Source organism: Streptomyces albicerus, from assembly GCF_008905045.1.
Lineage (GTDB): Bacteria > Actinomycetota > Actinomycetes > Streptomycetales > Streptomycetaceae > Streptomyces > Streptomyces albicerus.
In genome coordinates this window covers 1-23,577 of record NZ_VWMY01000016.1, presented here as the reverse complement: position 1 = coordinate 23,577, position 23,577 = coordinate 1, and the positions used below count along the sequence as shown (strand labels likewise).

The following is a 23,577-nucleotide window of genomic DNA, read 5'->3' as shown; positions in this document are numbered from 1 at the left end:
CACTCCATGCTGCTCGGTCGGTGCTCATTGGCTTCTACCTGACGGTTCATTCGCCTTCCATGCCCGGATCGCCTCCACGACACGGAGTCCGAAGTCGGTGAGTTGCATGGGTGCTCCGGGAGTGGCTCGCTGGAGAAGCTGCGTGCCCAGGTCTCGTTCCAGTCTGCAGGCATCGCTGGTGAGGCTGGAGGGGTGAAGCTTCAAGGCTCTGCCAGCTTTGATGAAGCTGGTATAGATGGAAGCTGCGGCAAAGCGTTCCAGGCGAAGGCTTGCTCCTCCGTCGGTGAACGCAGGCCGGAGGATGGGTGGAGCACCTTGCACTTCTTTGTCACGATGCAACGTCTTCTGGTGGCTGCGGCCTCCTCGTTCACGGAGTGGGATGCCGTTCTCTCTGATTCGGTTCAGCATGGTCTGTACACCAATCTGCCGCTCGGCAGCTAGGTCTGTTACAGACCGCTGATTGAGGATGTACTGCTCGTAGAGCCACTCTCTCGGCACGTGCGCTGTGCGAAGACGACCTGGCTCTCGTGGATAGCGCAGAGGGATGTCGTACTCGGCCGCAAGCTTGCCAATGATCGGTGCGCTGACGCCGATGCGGCGGCCGATCTCCAGGAGCGTCTGCTTTTCTTCGATGTAGAGCCGCGTGAGTTCTTCGGCAGTGAGAGTGTGCCGTGCGAAGAAGAAAGCTCCGCTGCTGGTGCTCTTTAGTCCCGGGACGTGCTTTGTGGGCGGCGCAGGATGCATGGCGAGCACTAGGCGGACGGCTTCTCGCGTTGCGCCGAGCGCATCCGCGGCCGCTGGGACGGATGGCGCTTCACCGCGAAGGAGTTGGTGAAGGCGTGTCACGTCGATCTCCTCCGGGTCCGGCCCCGGAAGGTCAAGACGGTGAAGCAACTCTGCTGGAGGCAGCCACGAAATGGGCTCATCGCGCAGATTGTTCCGGTCCAGGAACTCGCGGGCTGTCCGGTCAAGAGCTTCGGCCAGAGCAGGCGTCTGCCAAGAGGGGAACTTAATCATCTGGTTTCGGAAAGAGCTTCTGGACGAGGTATCCGGAGAGGACGGAGGCAGTCCGCTCAGCCGTTCGGTGAGTAGAGCGCGAGCTACTAGGGCTCGGCGCTGACGGCCTGCTCTGATCCCCCTCTCGTTGCATAGATCGTTCCACTGCTCGGCGGGCAGCAGGGCCCGATAGTCCAACCGGCGACGTCGGTGGTAGTCGATGGGAACGGCAGTGGCATCGAGATAGTCCGCAAGCCGAACCAAGGCCTCCTGAACCCCCAGCCAAGAGCCAGAACGTTCGAGGAGTCGCAGCGTACGGCTTACACGTTGCCGGTCAGTCGTGCTGCCAAGCCGGGCGAGGGCTTCGCCAGCGTCCAGCCTGTTGCCGACCATCAGGAGCGCGCCGGACAGCCCCTGGCGTAGGTGCCACTCCCAGGCACCCTGCGGCGGCGACAGCCGCAGCGACCACAGTGGCCAGAGAAGTGTTGGGACTTTGCGGGCTCGCCGTGATGCCACGATCACGCCGGTTGCCGGTCGGCTTGGGGCGCTACTGACGGTTCGATATCGAAGTTGCAGGTTGGGGGTGAGTAGGGGCCGCAAAGCGGCAAGGTGAACGGCCTTGAGGCGGGGGCTGATGTCGCCACCCCAGTGCTGCACAAGAACCGCCGCTTCGATGGAGAGGGCGGTGCTAGTGGCATCGATGAGCGGACGCATGCGCTCACCCGCTTGCTGAACGTCGGGCTGTCCGAGAATGTCGAGGGCTGCGAGAACGGCGGCCCCAGTGGCCGACGCTTGGCGCGGGGTCATGGACCCGGGCCGGGCAGGGAAACGTGAATCGCGATCGGATTCAGGTAGATCTTCGAGGAGTTGTGCGGGAATCCCGGCAAGAACACCGGACTCCTTCAACACGTCGATGTTGCGTGAGGCCACCGACAGGAAGCGGGCTGCGACCGCGCGGACGTCGGCGAGTGCTACCACTGTCGGCGGTGGGTCTTCGGCGTAGATACCGAAGTTGGCTCTCCCTTCCGCGATGGACCGGTCAAGCAGCCGCTGTGCCGCCAGAACACTGGCCCCCGCGGGCCATGTAGGAGTATCGGCTCGGGTGAGATCTCCTCGGCAACGGATCTGTTTCCCACTGCTCTGATTGGTGTTCACACAGAGGCCGGGAACAGGAACACCGTATGCGCTGTGCTGCCGCATGCGCTGAGGGCGACCGCAGTCCGGACACTCGTCGGCCAGCAGTCTGTTGTGGGCCAGACAGGCGAAGGACCATCCCAGGCGCCAAGACAATTGCCATCGTCCGCCGGATTCGGACAAACACTGGGGACAGAAACGAGAGCCTCGCCTTCGTCCCCACACGGCATGCAGGTTGACGTGCCGGTCCTCGGGACTGATCAACAATGCCTTCTGGTCGTAGTGCTTCAGCGTCATCCGGTGCACCTGATCGACTTCCAGACCGGTCGCAGCCGCTATGGCCTCAGCCTCGGCAGGATGCAGCAGCACTGTCTTGTTCCGAGCGGTATGCGCCAAATCGGTCCCGTTGCCGCGGCGCGGGAGAAGCCCCAGGGCGGGAGAGAGGTCTCTCAGATAGGTGCGCATGCAGTGCGCCATGGTCTCGAGCCAGGAGTCCAGCGCTTCCCCCGGGACCGGCGCAATGCGGATGGGCAGGCTACGAACCGCGCTCATGCTGCTCCGGCGCCCGCTGGCTTCGTGCTCGGCTTATTGGCCGATCGAGGTTTGCTGGTCAGACGGTGTTGCTTGAACTTCTGCTCGATGGCCTTGCGCGCCCGCTCCGAGGCCGCATCGATCTTCACGTTCTCGAGAAGGTCTTCATCGAGACGTTCGGTCTTGCTTCGTGCGGCGCGTTGGCATCCCCTGTTGATCAGAGTCATCAGTGAGCCGATGTGACCGGTGGTGCGGTAGAAGAGGTAGTCGCTCAACTCGTCGGCGAGCATGCCGGGGAAGGCGCGGCTGAGAACGATGCGCCGCTCCAGCGCCAGCAGAAGATTCCGCCATTGCTTGCGGTGCTGCTCGTTGTCGACGTCGAACGGGTCCAAGGTGAGCGGGGTCGTTCGACGTGCGGTCTGGGCCAGGGCGATGTCCCCGCTGTCGTCGACCTCGGAGTACAGGCCACGTTGCTCGAGTTCCACTCCGATGAAGATCAAGGTGACCGGGAACTCGTTCGCGATGTACTTGAAGTGGTTACTGACCTCTTTGCCGTTCTTGGCCTGCCACTTGAGGAAGTGCAGGTCATCGATGATCAGCAGTTTGGTCTCACACTGCAGCACGCAGTCCAGCGCGCGCTGGACAAACAGGGCGGAGGTGCCGCTGTTCCGCCCCGGGTGCGCGTAATACTCCAGCAGGGCCCGATTGAAGTCCTTCATGCCGATGTTGCTGGTCAGCCCGACCCGGCAGACCGGCCACCGCTCGTGCCCGGCATCGGTGAAGGCGCCTTCCCGCTGAATCTGGCGCCGGTGGTATTTCAGTGCGAAATTCAGCACCGCAGTGGTCTTCCCGAGCCCGGGGAAGGCATCCACGGCCACAGCGCCCTTCGCCTTGTCGCCGTCCTGTTGGTTGCTGTCCACGATGTCCCACAAGTCCTCGTGCAGGGCTTTGAGCTGGGGCGTCTTAATCGGGCCGATGTTGGCATGCCAGACACTACGAGCCTCCTGGTACTCCTCGTGGGCTGCTTCGCTCAGCCCGGCGAGCTGCTTGACGGTCAGCACGTCCGGCTGCCGACGGGGAGGTGTATCGGCCATAGCCCGCAGGCCTTCTTTGCGGGACAAAGTGAGGTTGTCCAGCCTGACCGGCGCTTGCTGGGCGGCTTTGTCTTTACGGGCCTGGCTCACGCGTCCTCCAGGGCGTCGGCATAGAAGTCTTCGGCAGTGTCCTGGGCATCGAGTTCGTCGTCCTCGTCGTCATCACCCAGTGCCTGGCCCTCGTAGGGCTCCGGCTCCTCGGCATCGTCCTGATCGCCGGACGGAGTGTGGCCGGATTCAAGTGCAAGGACCCGGGCAACCGACGGCAGGGCCTTGATCTCGTCTTCGTCCGTCACCGGCAGATCGAAGGCGGACTGCTCACGGGCCATCCTGAGCGCGATACGTCGCTCGGACATGGTCAGCCCCAAACCGAGGTTCCATCGCTCCAGTAGCTCGGCAACCGCGGTCTCGTCATCGGGGAAGCGATGCTTCTTCCCGGCCAGCGTCCGAGCCAAGCCCATGGCCTCTTCGCTGATAGGAAACTTCTGCGCCGGGGCATGTTCCCAGGTCAGGGTGTGCCAGCGGCGGGTATCCGGGCGCCGGAAGTAGGCGAGGTTGATGTCGTCAGGGTCGACGTGGATCGGCCACCGACCCTTGGCCCTCGGCCCGGCGTACGAGCTGGTTGTGTTGCGGTATCCGTCCAGCCCAGGTCCGTTGTAACGGCACTTGCGGGTCTCCACGCCGTAGTGGTGGATCGGCTTCCACACGGTTTTCAGGAACTCGAAGCCAAGATCCGGGTCACGGGGCACCTCGATGTAGCCCGCGCGCGCAATGCCGTGCTCGAACATCATCGCGGGCGACAGACGTAGTCCCGGCACCCTCGGATCCACCAGTCCTTTGTGAGGCAGGTGGTGATACGTGCAGGCGACCCACTCACGGATGATCGCTTCCAGCTCGTTGAGAAAGAAGAAGGCCTCCCCCTCCGGGTTGAGACCACGCGAGAACAGGTCCGGCCCCTTGTAGCCGGGCAGCAACTCCAGCAACGCCTCGCGTAGGGTCTTGAAGAACCTTTCGATCGGCCCTTTGTCCCGGCCAGTCCGCAGCCGGGCCGGCTGTACGGACAGCCCCAGGCGTTGGCAGACGCTGGTGATGTGCTCAGAGAGGTAGACCTTGCCGTGGTCGACCACGATGGTCTCCGGCACCATGGCCGGGCTCGCAACTCCCGTACCTCGGGCACGCGTCTCATCCTCCGGACCGGCCAGCGCCTCACGGTCTACGAAGACCGTGCGGGGAATGCCGTGGTCAGGCCAGACCGCGTGCGGCGGCCACTCTTTCCCGGCCGGACGAGGGCGGTAGGTCTGGAACAACGCTGCGGCGACGTCGATGGACTGTGTCGATACGGGGGTGACCCTGATCCCTGTGATGCAGCGTGTGTACCAGTCCATCGCGATCGTCAGCTCCGCCTGTACCCACTTGAGCGTGAGCGGGTCGAGAGCGAAGACATCCAGGCGCGTGGTGTCCATCAGCAGGTACTCGCCGGGCCGGGTGGGCCGTAACTTCCCGTACGCGGTGCCCGGCCGGGCGGCGATATCCCGGTTGCGTTTTGCGCTCAGTCGGAAGGTCGGCAATCGTTGATCCAGTTCCTGAAGCCACCGATACGCCGTCGCCCGCGTGGGCAGCTCTACCTCGCCCTTACCGTAGCGGGCCTGAAGGCGCGGGCCGATGCTACGGATCACCTTGGCCCTGGTCGGCTTCGACTTCTCCTCGTGCTCGGCCATGATCTCCAGGGCCATCTCCACCCATCGCGGATCGGCCCGACCCACCCCTCCCAGGTCCGCCGCCCGCTGAGGACCTCCGTGGACCAGCCCAGCCTCCCGGTCGAGGAGGAACGCGTGAACCCACCGCTTGATGGTTCGGGTACTCACGCCCAGCTCGACAGCCTTGGCCTCATATCTCTGCATCTTGGGGATAGTTGGTGCGTACTCCGGCCGTGGCTCGTCGGGTGCAGCCAGCTCGACTGTGCCCGATCGGAAGCCGTAGAGGACCTCGTTGATGTGAGCGGCTCGTTCCCTGACCTCGGTCAGTTCCTCCTCGCCCAGTTGCGCCAGGACCACCGAAGCCGTCTCACACGGATCATCGGACGCCGGACCGGGCTCCTCGGCAATCACCTGGGCCCGACCGGAAGAGAGAACTTCACGAAGGGCCAGCCGGAACCGGCGGCCCGGGCCGTCCCGGACGAGGACCTCGCTTCCGGTCGGAGCGCCGAACATCTCCTCCACCACGACGACTTCGCCGTCGTACCTCAGTCGCGTTCCCACGCCGACACGTACGGCGGCTCCGTTCACCCGTCCTCCCGTGCTCGATGGCCGTAGCAGTGCTGCTGAGTTTTCATCGTGGTGCTCCGATTCCTGCTCCGATTCCTCGAGCGGGACGGGAAGCGTGTTGATCGCGGCCCCCGTCACCGTGACCGGCCCTCGGCACAGCTGGTGGCGCAGGGACAGCGGACTGCTCAGATCGGTTGCGAAGTGCTGACACCACAGCAGCCGTAACACCGCGGCTCGTACCTGCCAGGTGGGCCGGTGCGGAAACGCGTCGAATGCCTCACCCAGCGTCGCCCCATGCAGATCGGCTTGGCGGACTTCCGTAAGTACCTGGTGGTCGAAGAGCCAATGCCGGCGGTAGCCGGCGAGGAAGCGCAGGTTTGCCAACTCCGCTTCTTGGGGCTCACTCCACACCTCGAAGTCCCAGCCGCGCGACATGACGACCTCGCGTGCCCACCTGAGGGAGAAAGCCACTTTCGGCCGCGTGAGCAGGTGCCGCGGCTTGACGTTGACTACCAAGGGAACGTCGTTGTCACGCAGAAGCAGGAAGTCCGGGACGTGACGGCGGCGCGCACTACCGTCCACCGTGGCCGAGAGCAGGAACGGCTGGGCGAAGACCGCGGTCACGTTCTGGTCGAAGTCGGCATAGAGCAGGCGGGTCAGCTCAAGTCGCGACTCATAGACGACATGTGCCCCCATCGTTGAGGACCAATACGTGCCCGAATAGTGCTTCTGTCCGTACCGCCAGCGGAACGTACGCCACGGGGTGACAGGCGGAAAATTCTTTCCGCCCGTAGCCGACCAGGCTCGGTCCTCGTCGATCTTTCCGTCCAGGCGGCGATGACTTACCGAGACCTCGCTCAATGCATGCGGCATGCCTACCCCCGAGCAACGTGAGCTGGGAGCGGAAGCCGCGAACTCCCTGCCAGCCAAGACTCCATCACGTTCACACCGAGGAGTGCCGCTGCACAGGTAGACCGTTCGATGAGCATCCGTACGAGCGAACGGTCAAACAGCTGTTCGTCTCATTCTCTTGTCCTATGGGCCGTACATGGGCCATCAAGCACGAGAAAAGGACTGATCGAATGGGAACCTACATGGGTGAATGTCGCCTGGCTCTGCTGCAGCAGAGCGCCGCCCTCCACATCGGCCGTCTTCTCCGGGTCCTGCGCGGCGTTGGCCGCGTTGTTGACCTTCGCGTAGTTGAGGAGGACGGCCTGCGCCGACTTGAGGGAGATGACGCCGGCCGTCGCCGAGGACCCGCCCTTGCCGCTCGCGCCGGAGGAGTCCGGTCCGTCGCCCCCGCCGTCGGAGCACGCGGTGAGAGCGAGTGCCAGTGCGGTGGCGGGCACGGCGGCTCGTACGAGTCCGGGCGTGCGATGGCGCGAAGTCATGGGTCCCCTGTCGTGGTCCGGTGGTCCGGTGATCGCGTGGCCCGGTGGTGCGGTTCCGGGCTGATGATCACGACAGGCTAGTGGCCTCGGCGACCCCGGGCCGGAGTCCTCACAGAAGCTTCGCGAAGCAGCAACTGCTCTCGTGGAAGCGGTAGTGGCCGAACTTGGCGCAGGGCTCGTAGCCGCTGGAGGTGTAGAGGGCGATGGCCTCGGGCTGCTTGTCGCCGGTCTCCAGGACCATGCGGACACGGCCGGCCGCGCGGGCGTCGTCCTCCAGGGCCGCCAGGATGCGGCGGGCGAGGCCGTTGCCGCGAGCTTCCTCGATCACGTACATGCGCTTCAGTTCCGCGTCGCCGTCCGAGTAACCCTCGTCGTTCTCGTCCTGGGTGCGCCAGCCGCCGGTGGCCACCGGGCGGCCCTCCGCGTCGTACGCCATCAGATACAGGCCGAGCGGCGGCTCGAACATCGTCGGGTCGAGCGGGGTGACGTCGCCCTCGTCCTCGTAGCGCGCGGCGTACTCGGCCTGGACCTGGTCGTTGAGCTTCACGGCGTCGGGGTGGTCGAAGGCGACCCGGCGTATATCCATGCTGAGTATCGTACTTCTATGCAGTGGGCGGGAGTAGAGGGGTGCGGTGTGCTCGTCCAGTGTGCCGGTATCGTGCCCGGGTGCTCACTGTGACCTCTGTGAATGTGAACGGGCTCCGGGCCGCCGCCAAGAAGGGCTTCGTGGAGTGGCTGGCGGACACGTCCGCCGATGTGCTGTGCCTTCAGGAGGTACGGGCCGAACCCCAGCAGCTCCCGGAGGGCGTGCGGCAGCCCGAGGGGTGGCATGTCGTGCACGCGCCCGCCGCCGCGAAGGGGCGGGCCGGTGTCTCCCTCTACACGCGCCGCGAGCCCGATCGGATCCAGGTCGGCTTCGGGTCGGCCGAGTTCGACGGTAGCGGGCGGTATGTGGAGGCCGACCTTCCAGGCGTCACCGTGGCCAGTCTGTATCTGCCCTCCGGTGAGGTCGGGACCGAGCGGCAGGACGAGAAGATCCGGTTCATGGAGGAGTTCCTCGCCCATCTGAAGGGGCTGCGCGAGCGGGCCGCCGCAGACGGGCGTGAGGTCGTCGTGTGCGGTGACTGGAACATCGCCCACCAGCGGGCCGACCTCAAGAACTGGCGTGGGAACCAGAAGAATTCCGGGTTCCTGCCCGAAGAACGGGAGTGGTTGGGGCGGGTCTTCGACGCCGAGGACGGTGGATACACCGATGTGATGCGCGCGCTGCACCCCGATGTCGAGGGGCCGTACACATGGTGGTCCTACCGCGGGCGGGCGTTCGACAACGACACCGGGTGGAGGATCGACCTGGCCGCGGCGACCGCCGGGCTCGCGGGGCGGGCGGTCAAGGCGTTCGTGGAGCGCGCGGCCAGTCATGGGGAACGGTGGTCGGACCACGCCCCCGTGACGGCGGTCTTCGAGATGTGACACGGACCGGGACGTCCTATGGGCCGATACGCCGAGGCCCTGACTCGCCGATGCTCCGATGTGCCCAGGTGCCCAGGTGCCCAGGTGCCCAGGTGCCCAGGTGCCGAGGCGTCGATGCGCCGAGGTCAGGATTCCGGCCGTCGGCTGAGGAGCCGGTCCAGAGCCATCGACAGCTCCGCCTCCACCACGCTCTTCGCCAGCGGACGTAGCCGCTGGAGGTCCTCCGGGGTGCGGTCGGCCGTGAGGACCAGGGTGGTGAACAACTCGGCCAGGGCGTCGGCGTGTTCGCGTACGCGGCGGGCGGCGGAGAGGACGTCCGCCAGGGGGATGCCCTCGCGGACGAGGGCCGCCGAGGTGTCGAGGAGCCGGCGGCTGATGTGGACGAGGTCCGTGCCGTCGGTGGCGAGGTAGCCGAGGTCGAGGGCCGCGGCGAGGTTCTCCGGGGTCGCCTGGCCCGCGAAGACGTCGGCCAGTTCCTCGGGGGAGAGGCGGACCGGGGTCTCCTCGGTGGGTGCGCCCAGGCCGAGCAGTTCGCCGACGTCGCGGCCGTGGTCGAAGGCCTCGGCGAGTTCGGCGATGCCGTTGAGGGTGTGGCCGCGTTCCAGAAGTGCGGCGATCGTGCGCAGGCGGGCCAGGTGGTCCTCGTCGTACCAGGCGATCCGGCCCTCGCGGCGGGGTGGCGGGATCAGTTTGCGCTCGCGGTAGAAGCGCAGTGTGCGCACGGTGATGCCGGCCTCCTTGGCCAGCTCCTCCATCCGGTACTCCCGCTTGTCCGCCACGCGATCAGCCTATGTTGTACCGCCGGTAACTTTCGTGGGCCCGACCCCTACCCATCGGTATGGAGCTGCTCTACTCTCCCCATTGCGCCAGTGTTCACTGGCATGGTCCTACGTGGCTTGGAGGCGTCGGGATGACCGAGCACGAGCATGTACGGGTGGCTGTGATCGGCTCCGGTTTCGGCGGGCTGGGAGCCGCCGTGCGGTTGCGCCGGGAGGGCGTCACCGACTTCGTCGTCCTGGAGCGGGCCGACAGCGTGGGCGGGACCTGGCGGGACAACAGCTATCCCGGCTGCGCCTGTGACGTGCCGTCCCACCTCTACTCGTTCTCGTTCGCGCCCAATCCCGACTGGCCGCGCACCTTCTCCGGGCAGGAGCACATCCGCGCCTATCTGGAGCACATCACCGATGTCTTCCGGCTGCGGTCGCACCTCCGCTTCGACTCCGAAGTGAAGATGATGACGTGGGACGGCCAGAAGCTGCTCTGGGTGATCGAGACCAGCAGCGGCACCCTCACCGCCGACATCGTCGTCTCCGCCACCGGGCCGCTCTCCGATCCCAAGATCCCGGACATCCCGGGGATCGACGCCTTCCCCGGCAAGGTCTTCCACTCGGCCCGCTGGGACCACGACTACGGCCTCCGCGGCAAGCGCGTCGCCATGATCGGCACGGGGGCCTCGGCCATCCAGATCGTGCCGGCCGTCCAGCCGGAGGTCGCCGGTCTCACCCTCTTCCAGCGCACCCCGCCCTGGGTGTTGCCGCGCGTCGACCGGGCCATCAGCGGGACCGAGCGCCGGCTGCACCGGATGCTCCCGTTCACCGCTCAACTCAGGCGCGGACTCCTGTGGGGCATCCGGGAGTTGCAGGTCCAGGCGTTCACCAAGCATCCCAACGAGCTGGGCCTGGTCGAGCAGTTGGCCAAGCGGAACATGGCCCGTTCCATCAAGGACCCCGGCCTCCGGGCCAAACTGACCCCGACGTACCGCATCGGCTGCAAGCGCATCCTGCTGTCCGGCGATTACTACCCGGCCCTCGCCCAGCCCAATGTGGACGTCGTCGCGAGCGGCCTCAGCGAGATCCGCGGGTCCACCGTCGTCGCCGACGACGGGAGCGAGGCCGAGGTCGACGCGATCATCTTCGGCACGGGCTTCCACGTCACGGACATGCCGATCGCCGAGCGGGTCGTCGGGGCCGAGGGCAGGACCCTCGCCGAGGTGTGGAGCTCCGGCATGAAGTCGCTGCGCGGCGCGACCGCGGCCGGGTTCCCCAACTGGATGACGATCATCGGGCCCAACACGGGCCTCGGGAACTCCAGCATGATCCTGATGATCGAGTCCCAGCTGAACTACATGGCCGACTACGTACGGCAGTTGGACGTACTCGGCGGCAGGGTGGCCCTCGACGCTCGCCCCGGCGCGGTCGACGCCTGGAACCACCGGGTCCAGGAGCGTATGAAGCGCACGGTCTGGAACACCGGCGGCTGCACCAGCTGGTACCTCGACGCCAACGGCGTCAACACGACCATCTGGCCCGGCACGACGACGGAGTTCCGCAGCGCCACGCGGCGTGTGGACCTGGGCGAGTACGACCTGCTCCGGGCGCCCGTGCCCGACGCGGCACCCGTGCGCCGCACGAAGAAGAGGGTGGAGGCGGGCGCGTGAGCCGGCTCATGCATGTGGCGAGTGGCCCCTATGCCCCGCCCGTTCCCGCCCGCGAGCTGACCGCCGTCTCCGCCGACGGTGCGCGGCTGCACGTCGAGGTGCACGGCCCCGAGGGCGCGCCCCCGGTGGTGCTCGCGCACGGGTGGACGTGCTCGACCGCCTTCTGGGCGGCGCAGATACGGGACCTCGCCGCCGACCACCGCGTGATCGCGTACGACCAGCGGGGGCACGGGCGCAGTCCGGCGAGCCCCGCGTGCAGTGCGGACGCGCTCGCCGACGACCTGGAGGCGGTGCTCGCGGCGACCCTCACGCCGGGGGAGAAGGCCGTCCTCGCCGGGCACTCCATGGGCGGGATGACGCTGATGGCGGCGGCCGGGCGGGCCCGGTTCCGGGAGCACGCGGCGGCCGTGCTGCTGTGCAGTACGGGCAGTTCGCGGCTGGTGGCCGAGTCGCTGGTGGTGCCGATGCGGGCCGGGCGGCCGCGGACCTGGCTGACCAGGAAGATCCTCGGGTCGCGGGCGCCGCTCGGGCCGGTGACGCCGCTCGCCCGGCGGATCCTCAAGTACGGGACGATGGGGCCGGCTTCGGCGCCCGCCATGGTGGAGGCGTGTGCGCGCATCGTGCACGCGTGTCCGCGGCGGGTGCGGTACGCCTGGTCGCAGGTGCTCGACACACTCGATCTCGACCACGGGGTACGGGAGTTGAGCATGCCGACCGCGGTCGTCGTGGGAACCGCCGACCGGCTGACCCCCGCCGTGCACGCGCGCGGTCTCGTCGCCGCGCTGCCGCACTGCGTCGGCGCCACCGAGCTGCCCGGGCTGGGGCACATGACTCCGGTCGAGGCGCCGGAACTGGTGACCGGCCGGATCCGGGAACTCGTCTCCACGTACGTACGGATCGGTCTGAAGGAGGGCGCATGAGCAGGGTCAGTCTGGAAGGGCAGGTCGCCGTCGTCACGGGGGCCGCGCGCGGTGTCGGGGAACTCCTCGCCCGCAAGCTCTCCGCCCGCGGTGCCACGGTCGCGCTCGTCGGTCTCGAGCCGGACGCGCTGAAGCAGGTCGCCGAGCGGCTGCACGGCGAGAGCGGCCACTGGTACGCCGACGTCACCGACGACGAGGCGATGGCACGGGTCGCGGCGGAGGTGAAGGAGCGGTTCGGGAAGGTCGACATCGTGGTCGCCAACGCCGGGGTCGCGAGCGGCGGGCCCTTCGCGGACTCCGATCCCCGGGCCTGGCGGCGGGTCATCGAGGTGAACCTCATCGGGTCCGCGGTGACCGCCCGGGCGTTCCTGCCCGTGCTGATGGAGAGCCGCGGGTACCTGCTCCAGATCGCCTCGCTCGCGGCCATCACCCCGGCTCCCATGATGACCGCGTACTGCGCCTCCAAGTCCGGCGTCGAGGCGTACGCGCACAGCCTGCGTGCCGAGGTCGGGTACAAGGGCGTGCGCGTCGGGGTCGGGTATCTGTCGTGGACCGACACCGACATGGTGCGCGGAGCCGATCAGGACGACGTCATGCGGGAGTTGCGGCAGCGACTGCCGTGGCCGGCCAACAAGACGTATCCGCTGGGGCCGGCCGTCGACCGGATCGTGGCCGGGATCGAGCGGCGGTCCAGCCATGTGTACGGGCAGTGGTGGCTGCGGGGGATGCAGGGCGTACGCGGGTATCTTCCGGGGCTCATCGGAACGGTCGGGCAGCGCGAGATGCGACGGGTCGCTCCGCGGGCGGGGCAGGTGCGGACGGGGCTTGTCGGGGCCGGCGGGGAGGCCGATGAGCAGGCACGGGGCACTCTGGGTCACTGACCGTCACTGATCGAAATGCGTGCTTTGTCCGTGCGTGTAAGCCTGGTTTCGGCCCGATCCCCTCACCCACATTGGGAGTGAATCCGCATGGGCATGCAGGACCAGTTCAAGGACAAGTCTGAACAGCTTCAGCAGAACGCGAAGAAGAAGTTCGGCGAGGGTCAGCACGAGACGAGCGAGCGGGGGCAGCTGTCGCCGGAGGAGCGCGAGCGGCTGCAGCGGGAGCGTCAGCAGCGGGGCCGGCAGACGCCGGACGAGACCGAGCGGGCGCAGCGGGAAGCTCAGGATCGGTTCGACCAGGACTATGACGTCTGACTGAGCCGGTGACTTGGGGTGCCCTCTTTCGTGAGGGCACCCCAACTTTGTGTTTGTTGTCGGTTGTTCGTTGGCTGCGGGCCGGATGTGGCTGGTCGCGTAGTTCCCCGCGCCCCTGAAGGGCGCCCCCCGCGCCCCTAAAAGAAGGGCCCCTGCGGGCCCCAAAGGCCTCAGCGCTGTGGCAGTTTTGGGCGGGATCTGTCCGGGGTGTGGTGGTAGCCCGGCGGGGTGGCTGCCGGGTGGGTGGTCAGGAGGTCGAGGGCCAGGTGGACCGCGTCGGCCAGTTGGGCGTGGCGGCCTTCTGCCCAGTCGAGGGGAGTGCGGAGGACCTCCAAGTCCGGGGTGACGCCCTGGTTTTCGACGGACCAGCCGTACGCGTCGAACCAAGCCGCGTTCATCGGGACCGTGATGACGGTGCCGTCGCCGAGGCGGTGGCGGCCGGTCATGCCGACCACACCGCCCCAGGTGCGCTGGCCCACCACCGGGCCCAGCTTCAGCAACTTGAACGCCGCCGTGATCATGTCACCGTCCGAGGACGTCATTTCGTCGGCCAGGGCGACCACCGGGCCACGGGGGGCGTTGGAGGTGTACGACACCGGCTGGGCGTTGCGGGTCAGGTCCCAGCCCAGGATCGTACGGGTGAGCTTTTCGATGACCAGCTCGCTGATGTGGCCGCCGGCGTTGCCGCGCACGTCGACGATGAGAGCGGGCCGCGACACCTCCATGCGCAGGTCGCGGTTGAACTGCGCCCAGCCCGAGCCGCCCATGTCCGGGATGTGGAGGTAGCCGCAGCGGCCGCCGCTCAACTCCCGTACCACTTCCCGGCGTTTGGCCACCCAGTCCTGATAGCGCAGGGGACGCTCGTCGACCAGGGGGACCACCGCGACCCTGCGTGAGCGGCCCTCGCCCTCCGCCGGGGTGAACGTCAGCTCCACCGTCGTGCCGCCCGCGCCGGCGAGTAGCGGATACGGACCCGTGACCGGGTTCACCGGGCGGCCGTCCACGTGGGTGAGCACCGCGCCCTCGCGGATGCCCGTACCGGCCAGCGGGGAACGGGCCTTGGAGTCGGACGAGTCGCCGGGGAGGATGCGTTTGACGATCCAACTTCCGTCCCGCCGGACGAAGTTGGCCCCAAGCAGCCCCTGCGCCCGCTGATAGTGCGGCGGCCCCTCGTTGCGGCGCGCGGCGGACACGTACGCGTGCGAGGTGCCCAGTTCGCCCAGCACCTCGCGGAGCAGGTCCGCGAACTCGTCGGGGGACGCGACCCGTTCGACCAGCGGACGGTACTGGTCGAGGATTCCGTCCCAGTCGATGCCGCACATGTCGGGCGCCCAGAAGTAGGCGCGGATGAGGCGGCCCGCCTCCGCGTACGCCTGCCGCCACTCGGCCGCCGGGTCGGCCTCGTGGAGGATGCGGCGCGAGTCGATCCAGACGGTCGTGTCGCTGTCGCCCGACTCCGTGGACGGGACGGCCCGCAGGTCCCCCTCGTCGACCACGACCAGCCGGCTGCCGTCGCCGCTGAGCGCGAACCAGTCGAGGTGCTCGACGAGTTCGGACTTCTTCGCCTTGGTGATGTTGAAGTACTCGAGGGTGGGGCGGCCGCTGGTGTCGTCGGGGTTCGCGAACGTCTCGCCCAGTGCGCCCGAGATCGGCCAGCGCAGCCAGACGAGGCCGCCGCCCGCGACGGGGTAGAGCGCCGAGTACTTGGACGCCGTGACCGGGAAGGGGGTGACACGGCTCTCCAGGCCCTCGATCTCGACGGTCACCGTGCCGCCGTCGCCCGTGTCGTCCTCGACCGGGTCGAGGCCGCCGGCCGCCGGGCGTCCCTCGGGGTTCACCGCGAAGGGGGACGGGGTCGCGGAGGACAGCGGGACGAGGTACGGGCGGCAGCCCAGCGGGAAGGACAGGTCGCCGGTGTGGACGTCGTAGACCGGGTCGAAGCCGCGCCAGGAGAGGAAGGCGAGGAAGCGGCCGTCCCGGGTGAAGACCGGGTTCTCGTCCTCGAAACGGCCGTTGGTGACGTCCACGATCGTGCGCGCGCCCGGCCCCTCGATACGCGCCATCTTGATCTGGCGGAGGGTGCGGCCGATGCCCGGGTGCGACCACGTCAGCCAGGTCCCGTCGGGCGAGAAGGCGAGGTCCCGGACCGGCCCGTTGATGGACCGGATGAGTTCCGTGACCTCGCCTCCCCCAGACTCCGTCCGGGAGGTGCCCCCAGATTCCTCGGTCGCGTCGATCAGGAGCAGTCGCCCGTCGTTCGAGGCGATCGCGAGACGCTCGCCCTGCGGGTCCGAGACGAGTTCCAGTACGCGGCCCAGCTCGCCGGAGGCCAGCCGGCGCGGCTCGCGTTCGCCGGTCGCGCGCGGCAGGTAGGCGATCTCGACGGCGTCCTCGCCCTCCGCGTCCGTCACGTACGCCACCTGCCCGCCCGAACCGAGCATCTCGGGCAGCCGGACGCGTACGCCCGGGGTGTCCACGATCGTGCGCGCCGGGCCGTCGCGGTGCGTGAGCCAGTACAGGCTGCCGCGTACGACGACGGCGCTGGCCCGGCCCGTCTCGTCCACGGAGATGCCGTCGACGTGCTGCGCGGCCGGCACCTGGTAGGGACGGCGTCCGGCGCGTGGACCGCCGAGGCGCACGTCGAGGCGGCGGGGGAGCGAGTCCGCGGCGAGGTCGTCGACGATCCACAGGTCGCCCGCGCACTGGTAGACGACCCGGGTTCCGTCGCTCGACGCGTGCCGGGCGTAGAAGGCGTCGTGGTCGGTGTGGCGGCGCAGGTCGGAGCCGTCGTGCAGACAGGAGTAGAGGTTGCCGATGCCCTCGTGGTCGGAGAGGAAGGCGATCCGGTCGCCGACGAACATCGGCGAGTTCAGATGGCCGTCGAGGTCGGCGAGGATGCGCTGCCCGTGCAGCCAGAGCCGGCCGGTGGCGCCGCCCCGGTAGCGCTTCCAGGCGGCGGGCTCGTGCGGGGCCGTGCCGGTGAGCAGCAGCGTCTTGCGTTCGCCGGCGAAGTCCGCGACCGCGATGGCGGAGGCCGGGCCCCAGGGGAGCTTGCCGCCGGGGTCGCCGTTGACCGGCACGCTGTAGGCCCAGGTGAAGTACGAGAAGGGCTCGCCGTGCGAGGCGACGGCGAGGATGTCGCCGTCGGGGGACCAGCCGCAGACCTGGGTGTCGGCGTTCCCCCAGTAGGTGAGCCGCCGGGCCGGGCCGCCGTCCACCGGCGCCAGATGGATCTCCGGCACGAGACTGCGCCAGGTCGTGTACGCGATGTGCTGCCCGTCGGGCGAGAAGCGCGGATGGCCCACCTTCGTACGGTCGACGGTGAGCCGCCAGGCTCGGCCCGGGCTGTCCAGCGGGGCCAGCCAGAGATCGTCCTCGGCGGCGAAACAGAGGCGGTCACCACTGAGGTGCGGGAAGCGCAGATAGGCGCCGGAGCCACTGCCGTCTCCGGTCGTGCTGCCCCTTCCGGCCGAGCGTGTCTCTCCGGCGCTGCTGTCGCTTCCGGTCGTGCTGCTGTCTCCGGCCGTGCTGCTGCTTCCGGCTGGGCGCGTGCCTCCGGCGGTGCTGCCGTCTCCGGTCGTGCTGTCGCTTCCGGCCGAGCGTGTGCCTCCGGTCGTGCTGCCCTCTCCGGCCGAGCGCCTGTCGCCAGCCGTGCTGTGGCCGCCGGCCGTGCCGTTGCCTCTCTCTCCGGCCGTGCCGTTGCCGCCGGCCGGGGATCCGTCTCCGGTCGCGTGCCCGTACTCGTCCTTGTCCTCGTACTCGTCGCTCACCCACCCATGCTTTTCCGGTGGGCGGGGCCCGGCAACTCGTGGTTGCGAGCAGGACGCGTGATTCAGCACACGTACGAAACGGTTTCGTTTCGTTCGCATCCACGCTATCCTCATGGATGTACGAGACGGTTTCGTTCGGAGTGGAAGTGGTGAGTGAGATGGCTGAGGTTGCAGCGACGCGTCGCAGCCGGATCACACCCGAGCGCGAGGCCGAGCTGTACGGGGCCGTGCTCGACCTGCTCCGGGAGGTCGGTTACGACTCCCTGACCATGGACGCCGTCGCGGCCCGCACCCGTTCCAGCAAGGCCACCCTCTACCGCCAGTGGGGCGGCAAGGCCGAGCTGGTCGCGAAGGCGATCCGGCACAACAAGCCGGTCGATTTCGCCGAGGTCGACACGGGGTCCCTGCGCGGCGACTTCGCAGGGCTGACGCACCGCAACGACGACTGCCAGATGGAACAGGACTCCTCGCTGATGCGGGCCCTGGGCATGGCGGCGCACACGAACCCCGAACTGCTGGCCGCCCTCCGGGAATGGCTGATCGAACCAGAGCTGGCGGAGGTTCGGAAGCTGGTGCAACGTGCCATCGACCGGGGCGAGGTCCGCGCGGACAACCCCGCGATCGACTACGTGCTGCACATGATGATCGGTGCCTTCGTGGCTCGGTCGTTCATCGACAACGAGCCACCGACACAGGCCTTCCTGTCCTCGTACGTCGACGCTGTGGTCATCCCCGCCCTCGTCGCCTGAGCCCAAAGCCCCGAAGCTCAAGCCCCGAGCCTCAACCCCCTCAAGCAAGTCCCCAGTTGCACCTGACGCGACCGCTCACGTCGTCGGGCCGATGACCCCTGCCCTGATGATCACCGACCTGACCGGGAGTACGCCCTCGTGGCTACGTTTCTCTACAAACTCGGCCGACTCGCCTTCAGGCGGCGGCACTTCGTCGCACTGATATGGGTGGCGCTGCTGACGCTCGCGGGCGTCGGCGCGGCCTCCGCGCCCGCCCCGGGCACCACGTCCTTCTCCATCCCCGGCACCGAGGCGCAGAAGGCCTTCGACCTGCTGGAGCAGCGTTTCCCCGGCGGCAGCGCCGACGGAGCGACCGGACGCATCGTCTTCAAGGCACCCGAGGGCCAGAAGATGACGGACGCCGACAACAAGGCGATCGTCGCGAACACCGTCAAGGAACTGGGCGACGGCTCCGAAGTCGTCTCCGTGGCCGACCCGTTCACGACGAACGCCGTGAGCAAGGACGGAACGGTCGCCTACACGTCGGTGAAGTACGAGGTCCCCGGCATGGAGCTGGCGGACTCGACCAGGGACGCCCTGGAGACGGCCGCGGACGAGGCCCGGGCCACCGGGCTGACCGTCGACGTCGGAGGTGACGCGCTGGAGGCCGGCGCCGAGCCGGGAGCGGCCGGCGAGATCGTCGGCATCGCCATCGCCGCGGTCGTCCTCGTCATCACCCTGGGCTCGCTGGTCGCGGCCGGACTGCCGCTGCTGACGGCGATCATCGGTGTCGGCATCGGCGTCTCCACCATCACCGCCCTCGCCAACGCACTCGACCTCGGCGACACCACCTCCACGCTCGCGTTGATGATCGGTCTTGCGGTCGGCATCGACTACGCGCTGTTCATCGTCTCCCGCTACCGCGGCGAACTGGCCGAGGGCCGCGATCGCGAGGAGGCGGCCGGCCGGGCCACCGGTACCGCCGGCTCCGCGGTGGTCTTCGCGGGTCTCACCGTCGTGATCGCACTCGCGGGCCTCTCGGTCGTCGGTGTCCCGATGCTGACCAAGATGGGCCTCGCGGCGGCGGGCACGGTCGTGGTCGCCGTCCTCATCGCGCTGACCATGATCCCGGCGCTGCTCGGATACGCGGGCAGGAAGGTCCGGCCGACGGGCGAGAAGCGCAAGCGGCGTGGCGGCGACAAGTCCGAGGAGCCCGAGAAGTCCAAGGCTTCCGCCAAGCCCGCGGCTTCCGCCAAGCCCGGCATGGGCACCCGCTGGGCGAGTTTCGTCATCCGCCGTCCGGTCGCCGTGCTGCTGCTCGGCGTGGTCGGTCTGGGTGCGATCGCCGTGCCGGCCACCCAGCTGGAGCTGGGCCTGCCCGATGACGGCTCGCAGCCGACGTCCACGACGCAGCGCCGGGCGTACGACCTGCTCTCGGAGGGCTTCGGCCCCGGCTTCAACGGCCCCCTGATGATCGTGGTCGACGCCAAGGACAGCGACGACCCCAAGGCGGCGGCCAGCACGGTCACCGACGGGATCAAGGGTCTCAAGGACGTCGTGACGGTGACCCCGGCGGCGTTCAACAAGGCCGGCGACACCGCGACGATCACCGTGATCCCGGACTCCAAGCCGTCCTCGACCCAGACCGAGGAACTGGTGCAGGTCATCCGTGACAAGGGGGTCGACGTCAAGGCCGACACGGGCGCGAAGGTCCTGGTCACCGGCACCACCGCGATGAACATCGACTTCTCGCAGAAGCTCACCGACGCGCTGGTCCCGTACCTGGCCCTGGTGGTCGGCCTCGCCTTCCTGCTCCTGATCGTGGTCTTCCGCTCCATCCTGGTCCCGCTGAAGGCGGCCCTCGGCTTCCTGCTCAGCGTGCTCGCCGCGCTCGGTGCCGTGGTCGCGGTCTTCCAGTGGGGCTGGCTCTCCGGCCTGATCGGTGTCGAGGAGACCGGGCCGATCATGTCGATGATGCCGATCTTCATGGTGGGCGTGGTCTTCGGTCTCGCGATGGACTACGAGGTGTTCCTCGTGACCCGCATGCGGGAGGCGTACGTCCACGGCGAGTCGCCGAGCCAGGCCATCGTGACCGGCTTCAGGCACAGCGCCCGGGTCGTGGCCGCCGCCGCGGTCATCATGATGGCCGTCTTCGGAGGCTTCATCAGCTCCAGCGAGTCCATGATCAAGATGATCGGCTTCGGTCTCGCGATCGCCGTCTTCTTCGACGCCTTCGTCGTCCGCATGGCCATCGTTCCGGCCGTCCTGGCGCTGCTCGGCAAGAAGGCCTGGTGGCTGCCCAAGTGGCTGGACCGCGCCCTGCCGAACGTCGATGTCGAGGGCGAGAGCCTGCGCGCCCACGACAACGACAGCCCGAAGGACGCGGACGAGGACCGGGAGTTGGTACGGGTCTGACTCACCGCCTCTGAAAAAGCCGGCCGGTGAGGGCTCCGTGGGGACGGGCGCCCTCACCGGCTTCGTGTTTCGGGGGGCGTCCGCTTTCGGGGGCGTCCGCGTAACCCGGTCGCATGCCACGTACACCCACCGCTAGCGTGCGGTTCATGACGACCACCGACATCGGTACCGAAGGCTCAGGAGCCCATCCCCGTTTCGCCGAAGCCCTGCGGGAGCTGGGCCTCGAGGACCTGCTGCCGCAGGTACGCCGCTTCCCGGACGCGACCCGTACCGCCGCCGAGGCCGCCGCCGCGATCGGGTGCGAGTTGAGCCAGATCTGCAAGTCGCTGATCTTCGCGGCGGACGGTGTCCCGGTGCTCGTCCTCATGGACGGGGCCTCCCGCGTGGACGTCGAACTGGTGCGGCGGGAACTCGGCGTCGAGAAGGTGACCCGGGCCAAGGCCGACGTCGTACGGGAGACCACCGGGTACGCCATCGGCGGCGTGCCGCCGTTCGGGCACCGCACGAAGACGCGGGTGCTCGCGGACCGTTCGCTGCTGGACCACGACGTGGTGTGGGCGGCGGCCGGCACCCCGTACACCGTCTTCCCCATGGACCCGAAGACCCTGATCGCCCACACGGGCGGCACGCCGGTGGACGTACGCGAGCAGCCCGCGTGACGCCGCTGGTCACCGCGGCCGTCCTGCTCGCCGCGGTCACCCACGCCAGCTGGAACGCCATCGCACATCGGATCACCGACAAGCTGGTCGGGTTCACGCTGATCGCGGGCGGCGGGACGCTCATCGGGCTGGCCATGGTGCCGTTCGTGGCGTTCCCGGCGGCCGCCGCGTGGCCGTATCTGATCGCCTCGGCCGTCATCCACGTCGCGTACTACGTGCTGCTCATGCGGTCCTTCCGGCTGGGGGACTTCGGACAGGCGTACCCCATCGCGCGCGGCACCGCACCCCTGGTCGTCACCGTCCTCGCCGCCCTCTTCGCGCACGAGGTCCCCGACGGCTGGGCGGCGGCCGGCATCGCGGTGTCCTGCGCCGGCCTGACCGGCGTCGCCCTGTGGGGCCTGCGCGGGCACCGGCCCAACTGGGCGGCGATCGGCGCCGCCCTGGCGACCGGCCTGACCATCGCGGCGTACACGGTCGTCGACGGGCTCGGTGTACGTGCCTCCGGCTCCTCCCTCGGCTACATCGCCTGGCTGATGGCGGTGGAGGGCGTGGCGGTCCCGGCCTACGCGCTGTACCGGTGGCGCGGTCAACTCCTCGGCGTACTACGCCCGTTCGCGGGCGTCGGACTCCTCGGAGCCGCACTGTCCGTCTCGGCGTACGGGCTGGTCCTGTGGGCGCAGACCAGGGCGGAGCTGGCGCCCATCGCGGCGTTGCGCGAGTCCTCGATCATCGTCGGAGCGGCGATCGGGGCCGTGTTCTTCAAGGAGCGCTTCGGGGCGCCCCGGATTGCCGCCGCGGGGCTGCTGGTGGTCGGGATCGGGCTGATGCTGCACGCGGGATAGCGCGGGACAGACCGTGCGCGTGCCCGCCGACGGGGGCACTCTGGAAGCAGCGGTACCGGAGGTGATCGTCATGACGCACATCGCGGTGGGATGGCATGTCGAGCTGGAATTCGAGGAGGACGAGCAGCACACCAGGGCGGCGGCGCTCGTACGGCTTCCGGACGGGAGCGAGATACGGGCACACGGCCGCGCCAGCCGCCACAGGTCCGACGGGAACCAGCCCCGGGTCGGGGAGGAGATCGCGGGGGCGCGGGCGCTGAACGAGCTGGCGATGAAGATGCTGACCAAGGCGCACGACGAGATCGACGAGGAGACGGGGCGTACGTCGCACTCCCTGTCGCTCTGACAGGGCGGCCACCCTGACGTTCCGACACGGCGGTCACCCTGACGTTCCGACACGGCGGTCACCCTGACGTTCTGACACGCGGTCACGCCGACGCTCTGACATGGCGGTCGCGGGGCGGGTCCTGGCCCTCGGCTTCCCACGAAGAGAGCCGTGAGCCGTGTGGTTGACTACGGCCGTGTTGCAGGAGTCGGTGTTCCGGACGGCGAACCTGTCGGCGGGCGACCGGTTCGAGGCATGGTCGCAGCGACTGGGGCACACGCACGCGCCCATGCGGCTGACCAGTGACCGCACGGCGGACTACCGCGGACACCAGCGCCTGATCGGGCTCGGGGACGTGACGGTGTGGCCGGCGACCTTCGATCCCCTGGCCTTCCACCGGACACCCAAGCTCGTCCGCCAGTCCGATCCCGAGGTCTACCACCTCTCCCTCCTGCTGCGGGGAGAGGGCGCGGCCAGCTGGGGCCGACAGCAAGCCGCGTACGGGATCAACGACTTCCACACGAACTCGTCCTCGCGGTCGTACGACATCGTCACCGGCTCCGAACCGGTCACCATCCTGGGCGTCGAGATCCCGCGGGCGCTGGTGGCGCTGCCCGAGCGCCGGGCCGACCAGGTGATCGGGCGCCGGATATCGGGCCGCGAGGGAGTCGGCGCCCTGCTGGGGCAGTTCCTCGTCCAGCTGGCCTCGGACACGAGCTCCTACCAGCCGTCCGACGCGCCCCGGCTGGGAACGGTCGTCGCCGATCTGGTCACGGCCGTCTTCGCGCACGCCGTGGACGCCGACCCCCTGCTGCCGCCGGAGACCCATGGCCGGACGCTGACCCTGCGCATCAAGGCGTTCATCCACCGGCACCTGGGCGACCACGAGCTGACACCCGCCGGGATCGCCGCCGCGCACCACATCTCGCGCAGCTATCTGTACCGCCTCTTCCAGGCCGAGGGCGTCACCGTGGCCTCCTACATCCGCGATCAGCGGCTGCGGAGCGCCCACCGCGACCTCATCGACCCGGCCCTGCGCGCGATGCCGGTCCATGCCGTCGCCGCCCGCTGGGGTTTCCCCCGCCCCGCCGAGTTCACGCGGGCCTTCCGCACCGCCTACGGCCTTCCGCCGAGCGAACTCCGCCGGCAGGCGGTGTCCGAGCACCGCCGGGCACAGGCGGCAGACCGTGGACTCTCCGCCGAGTAGAAGACTGTGGACTCTCCGCCAAGTAGGTGTGGACCGTCCGCCAACGACAGCGGGCCGCCTGCCGCGCATCCTTGTGATCACCGCGAGTGACACGAGTGACAAGTGACACGAGTGCATACGAGCGGACCGGGGATCGGGGATCGGCGGCCGGGGATCGGGGGCGTGGCCAGGACCGCGGGGGAGTCCTGGCCACGCCCC

The 23,577-nt window shown here is 68.6% G+C and carries 18 protein-coding genes; 11 read left to right on the top strand and 7 right to left on the bottom strand.

Annotated elements, in window-relative coordinates:
* Positions 1-24: 24 nt before the first annotated feature.
* The 5 genes from GAS53_RS15790 to GAS53_RS15770 all read right to left on the bottom strand — a co-directional run bounded on the left by GAS53_RS15790 (position 25) and on the right by GAS53_RS15770 (position 7,996).
* Positions 25-2,682, bottom strand: coding sequence for a TniQ family protein (locus GAS53_RS15790; protein WP_151478225.1), 2,658 nt, complete (start codon positions 2,680-2,682; stop codon positions 25-27).
* Positions 2,679-3,845, bottom strand: a complete 1,167-nt coding sequence (locus tag GAS53_RS15785) for an AAA family ATPase (protein ID WP_225858940.1) — start codon at positions 3,843-3,845, stop codon at positions 2,679-2,681. The genes GAS53_RS15790 and GAS53_RS15785 overlap by 4 nt, the downstream gene beginning before the upstream one ends.
* Entirely contained in the window at positions 3,842-6,892 is a 3,051-nt protein-coding gene (locus GAS53_RS15780; protein ID WP_151478224.1) for a TnsA-like heteromeric transposase endonuclease subunit, read from the bottom strand. The genes GAS53_RS15785 and GAS53_RS15780 overlap by 4 nt, the downstream gene beginning before the upstream one ends.
* A gap of 149 nt (positions 6,893-7,041) precedes the next feature.
* Entirely contained in the window at positions 7,042-7,410 is a 369-nt protein-coding gene (locus GAS53_RS15775) for a hypothetical protein (RefSeq protein ID WP_151478223.1), read from the bottom strand.
* 109 nt (positions 7,411-7,519) lie between these two features.
* Positions 7,520-7,996: a GNAT family N-acetyltransferase gene (locus GAS53_RS15770; RefSeq protein WP_151478222.1), complete on the bottom strand. Its 477-nt coding sequence runs from the start codon at positions 7,994-7,996 to the stop codon at positions 7,520-7,522.
* Positions 7,997-8,076: 80 nt separating this feature from the next.
* Here GAS53_RS15770 and GAS53_RS15765 point away from each other — a divergent pair, with 80 nt between their 5' ends.
* On the top strand, positions 8,077-8,880 hold the full coding sequence (locus tag GAS53_RS15765) for an exodeoxyribonuclease III (RefSeq protein WP_225858939.1): 804 nt from the start codon (positions 8,077-8,079) through the stop codon (positions 8,878-8,880).
* 125 nt (positions 8,881-9,005) lie between these two features.
* On the opposite strand, the gene GAS53_RS15760 is transcribed toward GAS53_RS15765, so the two are convergent.
* Positions 9,006-9,635, bottom strand: a complete 630-nt coding sequence (locus GAS53_RS15760) for a MerR family transcriptional regulator (protein WP_151478349.1) — start codon at positions 9,633-9,635, stop codon at positions 9,006-9,008.
* A 155-nt stretch (positions 9,636-9,790) separates the two neighbouring features.
* Here GAS53_RS15760 and GAS53_RS15755 point away from each other — a divergent pair, with 155 nt between their 5' ends.
* The 4 genes from GAS53_RS15755 (at position 9,791) to GAS53_RS15740 (ending at position 13,433) form a co-directional block, all read left to right on the top strand.
* Positions 9,791-11,317 (top strand): flavin-containing monooxygenase, encoded by a 1,527-nt coding sequence (locus GAS53_RS15755; protein ID WP_151478220.1) that lies wholly within the window; start codon positions 9,791-9,793, stop codon positions 11,315-11,317.
* Positions 11,314-12,237 carry an alpha/beta fold hydrolase gene (locus tag GAS53_RS15750; protein ID WP_151478219.1) on the top strand — a complete coding sequence of 308 codons (924 nt, stop codon included), beginning with the start codon at positions 11,314-11,316 and terminating at the stop codon, positions 12,235-12,237. The genes GAS53_RS15755 and GAS53_RS15750 overlap by 4 nt, the downstream gene beginning before the upstream one ends.
* Positions 12,234-13,118, top strand: a complete 885-nt coding sequence (locus tag GAS53_RS15745; RefSeq protein ID WP_151478218.1) for an SDR family oxidoreductase — start codon at positions 12,234-12,236, stop codon at positions 13,116-13,118. Before GAS53_RS15750 ends, GAS53_RS15745 begins: the two co-directional genes overlap by 4 nt.
* 87 nt (positions 13,119-13,205) lie before the next feature.
* Positions 13,206-13,433 (top strand): hypothetical protein, encoded by a 228-nt coding sequence (locus GAS53_RS15740; protein ID WP_151478217.1) that lies wholly within the window; start codon positions 13,206-13,208, stop codon positions 13,431-13,433.
* A 170-nt stretch (positions 13,434-13,603) separates the two neighbouring features.
* Here the strand turns inward: GAS53_RS15740 and GAS53_RS15735 are convergent, their stop codons facing one another.
* Entirely contained in the window at positions 13,604-16,855 is a 3,252-nt protein-coding gene (locus tag GAS53_RS15735; protein WP_151478348.1) for a S41 family peptidase, read from the bottom strand.
* A gap of 506 nt (positions 16,856-17,361) precedes the next feature.
* On the opposite strand from GAS53_RS15735, the gene GAS53_RS15730 reads away from it, so the two are divergent.
* The 6 genes from GAS53_RS15730 (at position 17,362) to GAS53_RS15705 (ending at position 23,379) form a co-directional block, all read left to right on the top strand.
* Positions 17,362-17,952: a TetR/AcrR family transcriptional regulator gene (locus GAS53_RS15730; protein ID WP_151478216.1), complete on the top strand. Its 591-nt coding sequence runs from the start codon at positions 17,362-17,364 to the stop codon at positions 17,950-17,952.
* 138 nt (positions 17,953-18,090) lie between these two features.
* Entirely contained in the window at positions 18,091-20,346 is a 2,256-nt protein-coding gene (locus GAS53_RS15725) for an MMPL family transporter (RefSeq protein WP_151478215.1), read from the top strand.
* A gap of 146 nt (positions 20,347-20,492) precedes the next feature.
* Positions 20,493-21,005, top strand: a complete 513-nt coding sequence (locus tag GAS53_RS15720) for a YbaK/EbsC family protein (RefSeq protein ID WP_151478214.1) — start codon at positions 20,493-20,495, stop codon at positions 21,003-21,005.
* Positions 21,002-21,847 (top strand): DMT family transporter, encoded by an 846-nt coding sequence (locus tag GAS53_RS15715; RefSeq protein WP_151478213.1) that lies wholly within the window; start codon positions 21,002-21,004, stop codon positions 21,845-21,847. Before GAS53_RS15720 ends, GAS53_RS15715 begins: the two co-directional genes overlap by 4 nt.
* Before the next feature lie 70 nt (positions 21,848-21,917).
* A complete protein-coding gene (locus tag GAS53_RS15710) occupies positions 21,918-22,193 on the top strand; it encodes a DUF1876 domain-containing protein (RefSeq protein ID WP_151478212.1) in 276 nt (91 codons plus the stop codon).
* Positions 22,194-22,368: 175 nt separating this feature from the next.
* Positions 22,369-23,379 (top strand): helix-turn-helix domain-containing protein, encoded by a 1,011-nt coding sequence (locus tag GAS53_RS15705; protein ID WP_151478211.1) that lies wholly within the window; start codon positions 22,369-22,371, stop codon positions 23,377-23,379.
* The last annotated feature ends 198 nt before the right edge of the window (positions 23,380-23,577 follow it).

Excerpts from the sequence above, each read along its gene's own strand:
- GAS53_RS15790 (WP_151478225.1), bottom strand. The coding sequence starts at position 2,682 with ATGAGCGCGGTTCGTAGCCTGCCCATCCGCATTGCGCCGGTCCCGGGG.
- GAS53_RS15780 (WP_151478224.1), bottom strand. The coding sequence starts at position 6,892 with ATGCCGCATGCATTGAGCGAGGTCTCGGTAAGTCATCGCCGCCTGGAC.
- GAS53_RS15775 (WP_151478223.1), bottom strand. The coding sequence starts at position 7,410 with ATGACTTCGCGCCATCGCACGCCCGGACTCGTACGAGCCGCCGTGCCC.
- GAS53_RS15770 (WP_151478222.1), bottom strand. The coding sequence starts at position 7,996 with ATGGATATACGCCGGGTCGCCTTCGACCACCCCGACGCCGTGAAGCTC.
- GAS53_RS15760 (WP_151478349.1), bottom strand. The coding sequence starts at position 9,635 with ATGGAGGAGCTGGCCAAGGAGGCCGGCATCACCGTGCGCACACTGCGC.
- GAS53_RS15755 (WP_151478220.1), top strand. The coding sequence starts at position 9,791 with ATGACCGAGCACGAGCATGTACGGGTGGCTGTGATCGGCTCCGGTTTC.
- GAS53_RS15745 (WP_151478218.1), top strand. The coding sequence starts at position 12,234 with ATGAGCAGGGTCAGTCTGGAAGGGCAGGTCGCCGTCGTCACGGGGGCC.
- GAS53_RS15740 (WP_151478217.1), top strand. The coding sequence starts at position 13,206 with ATGGGCATGCAGGACCAGTTCAAGGACAAGTCTGAACAGCTTCAGCAG.
- GAS53_RS15730 (WP_151478216.1), top strand. The coding sequence starts at position 17,362 with ATGGCTGAGGTTGCAGCGACGCGTCGCAGCCGGATCACACCCGAGCGC.
- GAS53_RS15720 (WP_151478214.1), top strand. The coding sequence starts at position 20,493 with ATGACGACCACCGACATCGGTACCGAAGGCTCAGGAGCCCATCCCCGT.
- GAS53_RS15710 (WP_151478212.1), top strand. The coding sequence starts at position 21,918 with ATGACGCACATCGCGGTGGGATGGCATGTCGAGCTGGAATTCGAGGAG.